The following is a 14,214-nucleotide window of genomic DNA, read 5'->3' on the forward strand; positions in this document are numbered from 1 at the left end:
ACACCCCATTTTTAATACTTTATTCTGCCATTAGCTACCTTTAACAAATATTGGCCATATTCTGTCTTAGAAAACTTTTCTCCTGATTCCAATAGTTGTTCTTTTCCGATCCAGCCATTAATATATGCAATTTCTTCAAGGGCTGCAATTTTTATCCCTTGATGTTCTTCAATTGTTTTAACAAAATTTGTTGCTTCAACTAAACTCTGATGCGTACCTGTATCTAACCAGGTAAAGCCACGTCCTAGAAGCTCTACCTCAAGTTCCCCCATCTTCAAGTAAGCTTCATTCACTGATGTAATTTCTAATTCACCACGGGCAGATGGCTTCACATTCTTTGCAATTTCTACAATCCGATTATCATAAAAATATAAACCAGTAATCGCGTAATTAGACTGTGGAAACTCTGGTTTTTCTTTAACGCTTAACACTTTTCCAGTCTCATCAAATTCAACTACGCCAAATCTCTCTGGATCTTGAACATGGTAGCCAAAAACAGTAGCCCCGTTCTCTCTTTGAGCAGCTCTTTGAAGAATTTTTCTCAAACCCGAGCCATAATATATATTATCTCCTAAAATCATAGCAACGGAGTCATTACCAATAAACTCTTTACCAATAATAAAAGCTTGTGCCAGCCCATCTGGACTCTCTTGTACTTTATATTCAAGAGATATACCAAATTGTGAACCATCTCCGAGTAATGCCTCAAAACGGGGAGTATCCTCAGGAGTTGAAATAATCAATATTTCACGGATCCCTGCAAGCATTAATGTGGAAAGTGGGTAAAAGATCATTGGTTTATCATATATAGGTAATAGCTGTTTACTTGTGACCATCGTCAATGGATAGAGACGTGTTCCACTTCCTCCTGCTAAAATTATACCTTTCATTATTAAAATTCCTCCCTAATAAAATCTCATTTACTGAAATTTTATACAAAATCTACTGTAATTTACAAATCGATCTCGGCTCTTACTACATCAAGGGAAGGGTTCGCCATAAGCCGCAACCTTTACATTTACAGAAAAGTCAATTAGAGACATGATGTTCATTGAGGGGTTGTACAAAATTTGTAATCTCAATCTCAATGCCTCCGATATTTTAGAACTTGCTATTTTGGATTGTGACATTTGTTAAATCTTATAAACTAGCAGTCAAGTAAAATAATGAGTTATTTTTTTAAAGGCAGTTTTATATGGATGTAACTCTCTTTCTTCATAAACACTTGATATGCTATATACCAAGTGAACTTAGCAAGACTAATGAAAGTATCACTTATCTTTAGCGGCTTCAAATTGAAGAAATGTCTGAAATATCTAATCAACATCATTCAACGTTAGGTATTTTTGCTACTGTACACCCATGTCATGCTATTTTCTAACCACCAAATTTTTAATTCACTAAGTAATTCAACATTGTCTGGTTGCATTGAATCATCTTTTAGAAAGTCGCAGTAATACAATGTAAATATGATGTTTTAGCCAACCTATAATATTCAAATAGCGCTATAAAATATCCGGTTTTATACAGAAAGCTAGCCGGTTATCATTATTTAAAATGAGAAGTTTATATAAATAATATCCAAAGTTGTATGTAAACAAAAATTGGTCATATTTATTGTCATAAAAGGAACAGCTAGTATTATCCAAGTGGACAATATTTACTAGTAGTAAAAAAAAATTAAAATAGGGGTGATTTTATGTCACCCCATAATTTATTATTGTATTATTTCATCTTATAGTATTTTACATACCAATCGGCAAACCGCTTCAGCCCTTCCTCAATAGGAGTCTTGGGCTTAAACCCAACCGCCTGTTCCAACAATTCTGTTGATGCATAAGTAGCGGGCACATCTCCAGGCTTAATGGGCTCAAAGATTTTTTCAAATTGGACTTCCCTGCCTAATGTATTACTTAAGCCTTTTTCTAAGGTTTCTATGAAAACCATCAATTTTTCTGGGCTGTTGTTCCCAATGTTAAATACTTTATAAGGTACATTATTAGCTCTAACCGAAGGGTTGTTCAGTAGTCGCTCAATTCCTTCCACAATATCATCAATGTACGTAAAATCCCGGTATAGGTCGTGTTCAAAATCGCCATTGTTAAAAATTCTAATAGGCTCACCGGCAAAGTACTTATCCGTAAAGCCAAAGTAGGCCATGTCCGGGCGGCCCATTGGACCGTATACAGTAAAGAACCTGAGTCCTGTGGCCGGAATTTTATAGAGATGACTATAGGTGTAAGCCATCAATTCATTAGACTTCTTCGTTGCGGCATACAGGGAAACTGGGGTATCCACAAAGTCATCTTCTTCAAATGGTACTTTTTTATTGGTTCCATAAACGGAACTTGAGGAAGCATAAACTAGATGATCCACCGGAAAATGCCGGCATGCCTCCAAAATGTTGTAGAAGCCGATAATATTACTTTGAATATATACATCTGGGTTTTCAATGGAATACCGTACACCCGCCTGAGCAGCAAGGTTCACAACAATATTTGGATTGTACTCTTCAAATAAAGAGTTAACTAGATCTTTATCTGATATGTCTCCTCGGATGAAAGTAAACCTTTCAAAAGGGTCAAGAGTTTCCAAACGAGCAAACTTAAGGTTCACATCATAGTATTCATTCAAATTATCAATCCCGATGACACGGCAGCCTTGCTGCAACAGACTTCTGGCCAAGTAAGATCCGATGAAACCGGCAGCTCCGGTAATGAAATAGGTTTTGCTTTTATCTAATGGTTTATATTCTAGATTCACTTACGCTCGTCTCCTTCAGGTTTAAAACAGGTATCTTTCTTGTGACAGCACTTCTACCAATGGAGTAATACTCAACTCCAGCCTCTTTCATAAAATGGATCCCGTAGATATTCCGGCCATCATAAACCAACGGCGTTCTCATCAGTCGCTTGTAATCTTCGGGTTTAATCGACTTTATCTCACCCCATTCGGTAAAAATAAAGCAGACGTTGGCTCCTTCCAAAGCATCCTGGACATTTTCAACATATGTGATGCTTCCTTTGCCATGTTTTCCTTTAGAGTACCGCTTTTTAAAATTATCCGCTCCAACCGGGTCATACGCATAAATATCTGCCCCTTGTTCCAATAGTAATGGTACATTATCTAGAGATGGTGCTTCTCTTAGGTCATCAGTACCTGGTTTAAATGTTAATCCTAAAACTGCTACTTTTAATCTATTAAAGGTTATTAATCTTTTACTTGCTTTCTTATATAAAAGAGTCTTTTGTTCCGTATTTACGTCGATTGCAGCTTTTACAGTTCTTAGTTCATATCCGTGTTGTTCTGCCAGGTATGTCAACGCCTTTGTATCTTTTGGAAAACAGCTGCCACCATAACCTATACCGGCATTTAAAAACTTACTGCCTATCCGCTCATCGAAACTCATACCCACTGCCACATCCTGAATATCTGCTCCAACCATCTCACAAAGATTGGCGAGGTCGTTCATATAGGATATTTTAAGAGCAAGGAAATCATTAGAGGCATATTTTATCATCTCTGCGGATCTTCTACTTACAGAAACAATAGGAATATTAAAAGGTTCATAGATTTTCCTAAGCATATCTTCTGCCCATTTACTTTTGGTACCAATGATAATCCGTGCAGCATGGAGGGTATCGTGAACAGCAGATCCTTGGGCAAGGAACTCCGGATTAGAAGCAACCTCGACTTTAACATTATTCACCAGGAAGTCATGAATAAATTGTTCTACTTTGTCGTTGGTTCCGACGGGAACAGTAGATTTCACGACTACAAGGCAATCCTTTTCTATAGATTCAGCTATTTGTCTAGCAACCGTTGCTATATAAGATAAATTGGCAGAACCATCAGGCTGTTCTGGAGTTCCTACTCCGATAAAAATTGCATCTGCATCTTTGTAGGCTGACTTATAATCGGTTGTATAATTGATTCTTCCAACCGCGTAATTTTTCTGCATTAATTCTTCCAAGCTTTCCTCATAAATAGGGGAAACTCCCGATTTCATTGTATTTACCTTGTTCTCATCGATATCAACACATGTTACTTGATGACCAACTTCAGCAAAGCATACACCTGCAACTAATCCGACATAACCAGTTCCAGCAACAGCAATTTTAAAATTAGAATTTATTGTTTTATAACTATTATTATAAATATTCATTATATGACCACCTTTAATAAATATTCAGCAACCCCGAATTATATAATTTTAATTAATAGATTGTGACAAATAAAAAAACCACGAGCAATACTGCAACATGGGTTCAGAAACAATGATAAACAGTTACCTTAGTGAATACTACCTCTCGAAATAATTCTCAAATTCCCCAATAATAATTTGTTCTCACTACATCTTGTTATCCAAATATCATTTTATAGATGAGTTATACAGTCCCAAATATTAAATTTGGCTTCAAACCTATCTTTTCTAATTACTTAAGTTAAAAAGCAAAACGGTTATCATGTTATAGAGATGCCTTACAAATTTCAACTCTGATTGAACACTTTATCGGGATTTAAACTAAACACTAAATATTGCGGAAACTAGTTTTCTTTTTTATTTTTTTCTTTACTCCACTTAAAAAACCATATATTAAAGGATCTTTAAATAACAATAAAATTATAATAAATCCAAACATGCTAATCATAATCGTCATAAGTGTTGATATATACATATTTCCAATTTGATTCTTAAAAAATATGCTCGAAAAGACAACAATCATCCCTGTCAAAACCACTTCCAATAATTCCTTCGCAGAAATAAAATTTTTAACAAAGTTTCTTGCATTATACATATTAATCAACATTACAATTAATTCTGATAAAGCGGTTGTTCCAGCTGCTGCAATTGCTCCATAACGTGGGATAAATATTAAATTTAATATAATATTTGTAAATGCTGCTATAAATGTAGATTTTAAAATAAGTGATTCTTTTTTTTGCACCAATAAAATATTACTAAAATAACTAGCACCGATAGAAAAGAATAGAGCTATTCCGAGTACTTTCAAGACAAATGATGCATCTATAAATTCTTCTCCAGATACAATTAGTACAATATTAGAGCTCAAAGTTATTATTCCCAAAACTGATGGAATAGTGATTAAAATCAACACTTTTTGAATATTTTTCTGCAAAATAGAATACTCTTTTTCTAAACCGTTTGATATATAATTTGATAATCTGGATATAGTTACAACCAAAATAGAACTCAATATAGATTTTACTATTGTATATATTTTAGCTGCTACACTATATATACCTACTACATGATTCGAACAAAAAAGTCCTAAAATAGTAATATCTGAAGTCACATAAATCAATACAGACACTTCATTAAAAAACAAGATTAATATCTTTTTAATGTGCTTTAATACATTATTATCCCAAATAAGTTTAAGGTCACAGTATTTTCTAGAATGGATAAAATTAAATAAATTTGCTCCTCCATTAGCAAATACAATTATGGCTGCATATAAAAGATAGTCTGATTGTTCCCTAACGAAAATAAACATTAGGATTAATGACGCAAATTGTACTATTAGATAACGTTTTACAATATATGAAAAATCCTCATATATTGTATACAGCCACTCAACGCCTAATGTTGTTGAAATAATCCCTAAACTCTGAATAATGATTAACATACTGTAACCATTTAATTTGTCCCAAAATAGCCAAAAGCAAAAGAGTAATATATATGAGGCTAGTGTAGTTACTATATTAATAGTAAAAATTTGATTAGCGAATTTATTAAACTCATCTTTATCATCTCTACGAGAAGATCCTTCTCTTATAGCATAATTATTAATTCCTAATGCTGCTATCATGGCAAAATAGGTTACTATTGATGTGGAGAAAGCTACTTTTCCAAAATTATCTGACCCAATAATTCGTGTAATGTATGGGAATGTTATTAATGGAAACACAACAGATAACAAAGTCTTTAATCCACTTAATAACGCATTAACTTTTATTGATTTGTTTTTTTTCATTTTTCCGACCTTTGTATAAAGTTTACAAGCTCATTTAGATAACCTTTTATATGAGTAAAAGTTATAAGTCCAAAATATTATTACTCCCTTTACCTGAATTAAATAATTATTGTGTTCTACTAAAGAAATGAACTAAATTAGCAATTTGCTTAAATTTTTTATCACCAATGAATAATTTAAGCCTTTTTTTGATTTTTTGAGTAGGAGTTTGCCAGGATGCATTGTAATGATGTATGCTAACTGTACGTTCAGTCCTATTAATCTTGCCCGTTTCATAATCCTTTGCACCAAAAAATTCAGTCGGATATATCCTCATTCCATCAATAACTTGCATCTCATTATTTTGCTTTAAGCCCTTACTAACAAGCAGTTCAGTAGCATAATAAGGACATGGTGTAAGATTTAAACTACCATCACTATTGTAAAAACTCTTTTCCTTATAAATTTCCCTCAGTTCTCTAATGATGTTATTAGACACTTCAGCTCCAAATCCTAATCCTGAACTAGTCCATATTCCGCCTTCAAATCCCATAAAAGCAGAATTATCTCTAACCTCATCTAAAGGCTTCACCAATTCTACATCCGTATCTAAATAAAAACCACCTTCTGAATAAACAATATCAAGTCTAGCATAATCAGAAACAAAACCCCATTTTTTTTCTTTATAAGCTGCTGCCATATACGGATTTCTAGAAATGTCATAATTTGATTCATTCCACTCTTTAATTTCATAATCTGGACAATATTTTTTCCAGCTTTCAATGCACTTTTTATCCTTATTAGGTAATGGTCCTCCACCAAACCAACAATAATGTATAACCTTAGGGATCACATCAAATCCTCCTCATGATTTTGACTATACTTTTGGAGTATTTCTATCCATTTGACAGTTTTGTCACAGATCTATAGCGACTGTTCACAGTTTTTATAAACTAGTATTGGTTTTACTTTTTTTATTAAACATACACCCATATGAAGCCAAATAAAAACCAATTATATACGAATCATACTGATTCTCCAATGTATTATTATAAAAGAATATAACAATCCCAAAAATCACAGTAAGTTGTGAGACCAAATACCATCTTTTCATATCTGTATCATTTGTGCTTTTTTTCTTTTTTCCAGCCAAAAGAAATATATATGAAAATATTAAGAACTTAATAAGTAATCCTACATACCCACTCTCAAGCATAGTAATCGCCGTACTAAACCACTGATACTGCATATCCGAATATGAATAAAAAAATGCGCTACCTTCTATTGTATAACCTATCCCAAAGCCAAATAATTTATTATAAGTACTCTTTAAAAACAAATCTACCATCTGACTGACAGCTCTGGTTCTACTTATTTCATACACTCCAGTTCCAGAATTGGAAGCACCAATATAATCAAGAACGTTCGCGATATCCACGAATCTTGCTTTTGTAGGAAAAAGTGTTATCAGCACCTTAAATCCAATAAACACCGTGATAATGATAGTTGCTATAATAGCTGTATATTTAAGTACAGTTTTAATACTTACCTTACTCTGCTTATTAAGGACAAGTCCTGCAACTATTAATATGACAATTTCAAAGAAATACATAGTAAGTTCTGCTAACCCTGCAATAAATGCTGTTATCAGCAAATAAATTGCTAATTTCTTGAAAGTTGTCTTATTGTGCAAATACCTTGATAATAAAATAATTAGTCCAATACAGGAAAAAGTATTTTGTATTCCATTAGCGCCTGCGGAATTACCAAAAACTCCCCCTAGCAGATCTTGGCTTAAACCCAGTGAGAAATATTGATACACTACGAACAATGTGTCGATTACAACAATTCCTATAATTAAATTGCCAACTGTATCATAATCATCTACAGTCATCGTATATGCGACTATTAATAAGAATATATATATATGAAAATAATTAAATATCCCTCGCATATATTGCGCCAATGGTATGCCTGTTACTACCAAACTCATTAAGCTAAGTCCAATAATGATTCCTAACCCAACCAAGATTGGTATATTTTCATATTTAGTCTTTGTTCTATTTTTCACGAGAAAAAGAAAAAGAATTATTATCAGCGACGCATAGTCTGTGTATTTTACTATTGAAAGCGGCAATCCAAAATTAACACATATCCCGCGTAATATTGAAGGTATAAGTGCTAGTACGTATATCAATATCGTTAATATACTTCTTTTCTTAAATTCTATATGCATGTTATCCGCTCCTTTCTTCAGCAAACATTTCAGTTAGCAGATAACATAATCTCAGTAAGTAAATCTTCCCATTTATCCCCAATAGATTCCACGGTATATGAGCTAATTTCTTTTAAACTTTCTTCCGAGAACTTCCTACGTAATTCTGATTCTTTTGCAAGTTTTATCATTTTATCTGCCATTTTTTCAATATTGCCTTCATCAACTATAAATCCACTTTTTGAATCAGTTACTATTTCATTTGGACCTGTTTTACAATCAAATGCAATAATTGGCAACGCTTTAGCCTTTGCTTCTAACAAAACCATTGGAAACCCTTCATATCTCGATGAAAGGACAAAAACTGATGCGTTTAAATAAAAATGTTCTATCTTTTCAGTAGTTGGAATCATTTCTATTCTTTTTAATCCAAGTTCTTTAGATAATTTCAACAATGCTTCTCTATCTTCCCCAGAGCCAACAATTTGTAGCTTCCAGTCAGGTACCACAGCTAACACAATTTTCCAAGCGCGCAATAACCTTTCAAATCCCTTTTGGTACGTTAATCTTCCTACGGCTAAAAAAATATTCTCCCCTAATTCTGGTGTAGAGTTAATTGGAAAAGATGTTGGATTATAAATTTGTGCCACCTTTTCACTAGATACTCCGCCTATTTCTATATGCATTCTTTTATCTTCTTTAGTCAGTACTAAAATCCTACTTGAATATTTTTTTGCCAATCTCAAGGCTCTTATTCTTTGTTTATCTTCCAATGTGTGCAAATAGTTAAAATGTTCCCAAGAAATCAACTTACATTTTGTGCCTTTTACTGCATAGGCTGAATACCTACTGAGTACAGTATCCACATCAATTAAAATATCAATATTATTTTTATTTATGAAATTTCTAAGCTTTTTAATGGCATAGACATATGTTTTCTTCATCCACGCCTCAACTTTTCCGTCAATCAAATAATAAATGTCGACGTTTTGTTCCGTCCTAAAAAATGGAGGATTTCCTTTCCAAGAGCTCAAAATATTCACATTATATCCCCGTCTAGAGAGTTCGTTTGCTATTAGAACACAAACTCGTTCGGTTCCGCCGGATCTCCCAATATCTCCAATAAAAAAACATATTTTTGGTTTCATTTATTACCTCTACGTATAAACTATTTTTGTAATATTATTTAATATTTTCGAAATGCTAATCTATTTTAAGGGGAACAGCTGGAATTCCTACTAATGTACAACCTTCTATCAAACAATCTTTTGTGACCAAAGCGTTTGCTCCAATTTTTATATTATCGGCAATTACTATTCCACCTATAATCTTTGCGCCAACACCTATATCAACATTATTTCCTATAATTGGTGCTCTTGTATCTTTTCCGTTATTCCCTATACAATTCATTCCATGCAACTTACAATTATTCCCTATTTTAGCATCCCCATTTATTGTTATTGCTCCATGGTGATATATCTCACTACTAGTTCCTAATGTATATGCAGGTATATGAAAACCCAATTTATTACCAAGGTTGTTCTTCTTTCTCCCCCAGAAGATGCTTAGAATCTTCCCAAAAAAACCACCATGTTGCATGTAATATTCTTGTCTACGAAGATATTGCAAATATCTTCGTATTAATATCCAATGATCGTTTGTTAAATGGAGCCTGATTCTTGTTTTCATCCCTAACTCATTAAAAAATTTATTATCGGAAAATATATACTCTTTTTTGTTCATTGTGCCTCACATAGTTATTTATATTTTTACCCTATACATTTTTATAGCCTAAGCTATATCTATCCAGTTCCTTGTATAGTCATTAGAGATCCTCTCTCTAAATATCATATCTGTTTTTTAATTGCATTATTGCAATAAGAACTCCAACTAATTTATATTTTATTACATAATTGACCAACCTTGATTTGAGGGGGACTTCTCTGTTGCTATACTCGGAAATTACTTTACGTGTTAAGGGGTCCCTACATATAATCTCTATATTATTTCTCGCTACCTTTTTTGTATTTGTGTCACTAAACTTAACTTCAAGTTTTATACAATATCTTACATTTGAAATGAAAGTAGTCATAATTCTTTCATTGCACAATTCATATAAGCCTAGCTTTTTTGTTCTTTCTGATAAATATAAATACAATTTTTTTTGTAATTCAAACCTATTTTCCCTATAGTTCGTGGTTAAGGATGCTTCATTATCACAATAACAATACCCAGTATCATTAGAGATGCTTACTACCTTTGCACGTGTGTAGTATTCTAAATCGAAAACAATATCTTCACTAATTAATTCTCTCTCTGAAGGAAATCGTAATTTGTGTTCCTTAATAATATCATTTGAAAATAGAACTTTCCAAACCGACATTTCAATATGATCTTTTCCATTAGGAGTTTTACCTAACATCCTTATCAGTAATTCTCGCTTTATATTTTCTCCGTCAAATACCTTCCCTGCATAAGTATTTACTCTAATGTCAATTTTTTGACCTTGAACTCTTCGAAATCCACCAATGCAAGTGTCGGCATAATTATTTACCATGCATGTATACAAATTTTCAATCATTGTAGGCTCAATATAGTCATCAGAATCAACAAACATGACATATTTTCCATTTGCATATTCGAGCCCTGTATTACGTGCATAACCCAATCCCGCATTTTCTTGATGTATAACTTTGAAATTTTTATACTCATTCGCGTAAGCATTACATATTTCACCAGAACTATCCTTTGACCCATCATTAACTAAAACAACTTCATATTCAGTAAATGATTGCTGCAGAATACTTTCAAGGCATCTAGCTAAATACTTTTCCACATTGTAAACTGGTACTATAATTGATACTAACATTCTTCTATTCCTCACAGAGTTCGTAATTCAGTATATCTATAAATTCTTTGCTCGTGTTTTCCCAGGACAGTTTTGATATTGCCATCATTCCTCTTTTCATCATTGATTCAATTAATTCTGGCTGAGAAATACATTTCGTCACTTCATTAACCAAAGTTCTATAATTGAAATCTATTAATATTGCTGAATCGGAAGGCAAAAATTCAGTATAGGAGCCGTCAGCAAACTCTATCACTGGAAGCCCTGTTGCCATCATCTCATACGGTACTAATGAGATATTGGTCATTGACGCTACTAGACCAAAATCTGATTTTTCATACAACTCAGTCAGTTCAGTCCTTGAAAGTTTACCTACATTTCTCCCCACTGAAACTTTATGATTAGGCTTTAATCCAAAAAAGATAATTTCCAATTCAATTCCCTTCTCTTGCAATTCTTCCTTAGCCCTACATAGTATCCCTTGAAGTAAGTTTGGAATCCTTTTTCCTTCTTCCTTCGTATACACTGCTATAGTAAATTGTTTTTTATTCTTATATCTAATATAATCACGTTCACGTAGTACATATTCGTTTGGCTCATATGGAAAATTAATAAAGTCCACTTTGGAAACAACAGAGCACTCTCGTTCAATCTGTTTAGCATTCCATTGACCTAAACTAATAATGTGGAATCCTAATTCATATGTCTTTTTTGCCAGAAGATATCTTTCATTCAGTTTAAAAAAATAGGGTTCATAATCCTGGACGAAATATACTTTGTAACCAACTAACTGTTTTGCCCAATAAACACTTTCCCAAGATGTTGCAACGCATACATCTGAAACATAATCTTTAGAATTCTTATATTGTAAAAAAACGCCTTTTACTGTACTCAAATTAGAATGGGCAATGGACTCCATTTCTGCAACATTTTGATTGTGAAAACTTATATATGCCACATCAATATTTTGATTGGCCAAGTATGTTCCTAAGCGCAAGATTGACGTATGCCCACCTGCATATTTTTTTAATGTTGGAACAACAAAAGAGACTCTCTTGACCTTTGTAGGTTTAACATTATCGACCGGCTCAAAGGACTCAATACTCAAAATGTTATTTACAATTTTTGACTCATGTTTATCCAATGCTTTTTGATAAGCATTTGCTGCTAGTTCTAAAACTTTTTTCATATTCTTGCTACTCCTAACATTCAGCGCTCAAATCGCGTAAGCCAATTTTGTACATTATAATACTCTATTTCCTCTTTAGACACATCACTATAATCAGACGAAATAAAATCGTTTAAGTCATTAATATCATCTAACCCCAAAATAAAAATATTATTTTTCATATAGAACTTAAAACTAACTGCATCTTTATCATCTGTTACCAACTTTTTTTTATAAAAAGCTGCTTCTAATGGTCTTATTGAGGGTCCTGCTGTGGGACTTACCTTTATATCTAAAATTGCTCTTGATTCAGCAATATTTTTTTGGACTTCTTCATATTTGATAGCCGCACAATATTCTTTCCTCGGCAAAGAATACTTATGGGTGGGTACAATTTGAAAAAAGTAGTTTAATCCAATATTCTTACACATTTCTTCAATTGTTTTGACCTTATGCAACCGACCTTTGTCCTTCCCAATGAAATAAATATCATTAGATGTTACACCATCTAGTGGTGTATAACTGTCCCAATAAAAGGTTGTATTATATTTCAGACCATATTTTCCACAATCATGTTCTGAGTATGACCATATTTCAATACCCTCCGGAACTTTATTCAAAGGTAGGTTTCCTCCAATTTCATCCACAGTATTCCAAAGCCATAAAATAATCCTTTTTTCAGGATTAACTGTTTTTAGCCATTTTAAGAATCCAATTCTAGCATGCCCATCAAACACTATTAGAGTATCTGCTTCATCTAAATTAGCTAACTCATTATTAAAGAAAAAGCTTGGCAGATAGAATCTGAACTTCAAGAATATTTCCTTGAATAAAGTTAACAGTGGACTTAGTTCCCGGAACATATTAAGTACTTTTAAATTATTTGAATCAATCCTTTTTGAAAACGAATTTAGCCGATTTGATCGGACAATAATATACTTTCCCATTACCAGTTCTCCTGTATAAACTTATCGATCAAATTCACAATTGCCATCGGGTCTCTATTTTCCCATGGGACAATATCAGCAGTCCCCTCATACATTTCGGCAAAACACTCTCCCAAATCAGTTAACTCTAAATCAGCCATCGAAACATATCTATTTTCTGAGAAAGCCTCATTATTTTGTATTTGATGATCATTGATGTGTTCACCGTACTTTTCAAGTCGAGTTACTACAATCACTTTTTTCCCCGCATTCAGCGCCTTCATAATAGAACCTGATGCTCCATGACTAACCACAATATCTGCTTTCTCTATTTTTTCTTTAAATTCCTCCTGAGAAATAAAGTCCTTATATTCATAGTGTTTTGGTTTGTATTTAGATACACCTATCTGTGCGAATATATCATCATTTAGGATTCCCTTTTCATACAATTCATCAATTTTTTTAAACAAACGGTCAAAAGGGTAACTTCTAGACCCAACAGTCACAAAAATCAATATAGGCATCCTCCGTAAATAGCTTTTTTGTAAAACTTCTTTTGAGTCTCCCACTGCACAATAAAAAGATCAGAATGTTTCTCCATCATGCGGCCCGCAACTGTAGGCATATTAGCTCTACCAAAAGTTTCTATGAATACAAATTTCTTGCGTGTCAAAACAGCAAGCAGATAAAATGGATAAGCCACCATTGTTCCCGTTGTAATCACAAAGTCAGGCTTTTCCTTTATCCAAATAACAATCGCTTTTATGCTATTTACAATCATCTTAAAAGGCATTAATCTATCTTTCATATCTGTTTGTTTCATAAAATACTTTGCGTTAGCTTGAAATTGAGTCTTCTCCGTTACTAGAAAACCATCATACTTATCAATTAAAGGTTGCAACTTTTGCAATTGCTCCCAATGGCCCCCTGATGAAGAAACTAAACAAAGTTTTGGTGTTTTATCACGATTTTTCATTTTTTATCACCCATCCTGAATTTTGAAAACTTAAAAGTAACATTTAACTCCACCCACTTCTGAACCTTTTCAGAAAGTTTAAGTTCTCTTTACCATCTATGAA

13 protein-coding genes are annotated in these 14,214 nt (G+C 33.0%); all 13 read right to left on the reverse strand.

Annotated elements, in window-relative coordinates:
• Nucleotides 1-11: 11 nt before the first annotated feature.
• Nucleotides 12-890 (reverse strand): glucose-1-phosphate thymidylyltransferase RfbA, encoded by an 879-nt coding sequence (gene rfbA / locus AC4QJR_RS26495; RefSeq protein ID WP_496524758.1) that lies wholly within the window; start codon nucleotides 888-890, stop codon nucleotides 12-14.
• An 835-nt stretch (nucleotides 891-1,725) separates the two neighbouring features.
• The gene (locus tag AC4QJR_RS26500; RefSeq protein WP_496524759.1) at nucleotides 1,726-2,763 is read right to left on the reverse strand and encodes a GDP-mannose 4,6-dehydratase; all 1,038 of its coding nucleotides are present in this window, start codon (nucleotides 2,761-2,763) and stop codon (nucleotides 1,726-1,728) included.
• Nucleotides 2,747-4,165 carry a UDP-glucose dehydrogenase family protein gene (locus AC4QJR_RS26505; RefSeq protein WP_496524760.1) on the reverse strand — a complete coding sequence of 473 codons (1,419 nt, stop codon included), beginning with the start codon at nucleotides 4,163-4,165 and terminating at the stop codon, nucleotides 2,747-2,749. Before AC4QJR_RS26505 ends, AC4QJR_RS26500 begins: the two co-directional genes overlap by 17 nt.
• Nucleotides 4,166-4,532: 367 nt before the next feature.
• A complete protein-coding gene (locus tag AC4QJR_RS26510; protein WP_496524761.1) occupies nucleotides 4,533-5,999 on the reverse strand; it encodes a flippase in 1,467 nt (488 codons plus the stop codon).
• Nucleotides 6,000-6,105: 106 nt separating this feature from the next.
• On the reverse strand, nucleotides 6,106-6,831 hold the full coding sequence (locus tag AC4QJR_RS26515) for a glycosyltransferase family 32 protein (RefSeq protein WP_496524762.1): 726 nt from the start codon (nucleotides 6,829-6,831) through the stop codon (nucleotides 6,106-6,108).
• Between the two features lie 93 nt (nucleotides 6,832-6,924).
• Entirely contained in the window at nucleotides 6,925-8,214 is a 1,290-nt protein-coding gene (locus AC4QJR_RS26520; protein WP_496524763.1) for a hypothetical protein, read from the reverse strand.
• 29 nt (nucleotides 8,215-8,243) lie between these two features.
• Nucleotides 8,244-9,341, reverse strand: a complete 1,098-nt coding sequence (locus AC4QJR_RS26525) for a glycosyltransferase family 4 protein (RefSeq protein WP_496524764.1) — start codon at nucleotides 9,339-9,341, stop codon at nucleotides 8,244-8,246.
• 55 nt (nucleotides 9,342-9,396) lie between these two features.
• The gene (locus AC4QJR_RS26530; protein ID WP_496524765.1) at nucleotides 9,397-9,936 is read right to left on the reverse strand and encodes an LbetaH domain-containing protein; all 540 of its coding nucleotides are present in this window, start codon (nucleotides 9,934-9,936) and stop codon (nucleotides 9,397-9,399) included.
• A gap of 97 nt (nucleotides 9,937-10,033) precedes the next feature.
• Complete coding sequence (locus AC4QJR_RS26535; RefSeq protein WP_496524766.1) at nucleotides 10,034-11,062, reverse strand: glycosyltransferase family 2 protein; 1,029 nt, start codon at nucleotides 11,060-11,062, stop codon at nucleotides 10,034-10,036.
• A 4-nt stretch (nucleotides 11,063-11,066) separates the two neighbouring features.
• Nucleotides 11,067-12,230: a glycosyltransferase family 4 protein gene (locus AC4QJR_RS26540; protein WP_496524767.1), complete on the reverse strand. Its 1,164-nt coding sequence runs from the start codon at nucleotides 12,228-12,230 to the stop codon at nucleotides 11,067-11,069.
• 20 nt (nucleotides 12,231-12,250) lie between these two features.
• Complete coding sequence (locus tag AC4QJR_RS26545) at nucleotides 12,251-13,156, reverse strand: WaaS/CpsH family glycosyltransferase (RefSeq protein WP_496524768.1); 906 nt, start codon at nucleotides 13,154-13,156, stop codon at nucleotides 12,251-12,253.
• Nucleotides 13,156-13,641 carry a glycosyltransferase gene (locus AC4QJR_RS26550; protein WP_496526753.1) on the reverse strand — a complete coding sequence of 162 codons (486 nt, stop codon included), beginning with the start codon at nucleotides 13,639-13,641 and terminating at the stop codon, nucleotides 13,156-13,158. The genes AC4QJR_RS26545 and AC4QJR_RS26550 overlap by 1 nt, the downstream gene beginning before the upstream one ends.
• A 5-nt stretch (nucleotides 13,642-13,646) precedes the next feature.
• The gene (gene pssD / locus AC4QJR_RS26555; protein WP_496524769.1) at nucleotides 13,647-14,111 is read right to left on the reverse strand and encodes a PssD/Cps14F family polysaccharide biosynthesis glycosyltransferase; all 465 of its coding nucleotides are present in this window, start codon (nucleotides 14,109-14,111) and stop codon (nucleotides 13,647-13,649) included.
• Nucleotides 14,112-14,214: the final 103 nt, after the last annotated feature.

Source organism: Neobacillus sp. BP17, assembly GCF_059579525.1.

Excerpts from the sequence above, each read along its gene's own strand:
- rfbA (WP_496524758.1), bottom strand. The coding sequence starts at position 890 with ATGAAAGGTATAATTTTAGCAGGAGGAAGTGGAACACGTCTCTATCCA.
- AC4QJR_RS26505 (WP_496524760.1), bottom strand. The coding sequence starts at position 4,165 with ATGAATATTTATAATAATAGTTATAAAACAATAAATTCTAATTTTAAA.
- AC4QJR_RS26510 (WP_496524761.1), bottom strand. The coding sequence starts at position 5,999 with ATGAAAAAAAACAAATCAATAAAAGTTAATGCGTTATTAAGTGGATTA.
- AC4QJR_RS26520 (WP_496524763.1), bottom strand. The coding sequence starts at position 8,214 with ATGCATATAGAATTTAAGAAAAGAAGTATATTAACGATATTGATATAC.
- AC4QJR_RS26525 (WP_496524764.1), bottom strand. The coding sequence starts at position 9,341 with ATGAAACCAAAAATATGTTTTTTTATTGGAGATATTGGGAGATCCGGC.
- AC4QJR_RS26530 (WP_496524765.1), bottom strand. The coding sequence starts at position 9,936 with ATGAACAAAAAAGAGTATATATTTTCCGATAATAAATTTTTTAATGAG.
- AC4QJR_RS26535 (WP_496524766.1), bottom strand. The coding sequence starts at position 11,062 with ATGTTAGTATCAATTATAGTACCAGTTTACAATGTGGAAAAGTATTTA.
- AC4QJR_RS26540 (WP_496524767.1), bottom strand. The coding sequence starts at position 12,230 with ATGAAAAAAGTTTTAGAACTAGCAGCAAATGCTTATCAAAAAGCATTG.
- AC4QJR_RS26545 (WP_496524768.1), bottom strand. The coding sequence starts at position 13,156 with ATGGGAAAGTATATTATTGTCCGATCAAATCGGCTAAATTCGTTTTCA.
- pssD (WP_496524769.1), bottom strand. The coding sequence starts at position 14,111 with ATGAAAAATCGTGATAAAACACCAAAACTTTGTTTAGTTTCTTCATCA.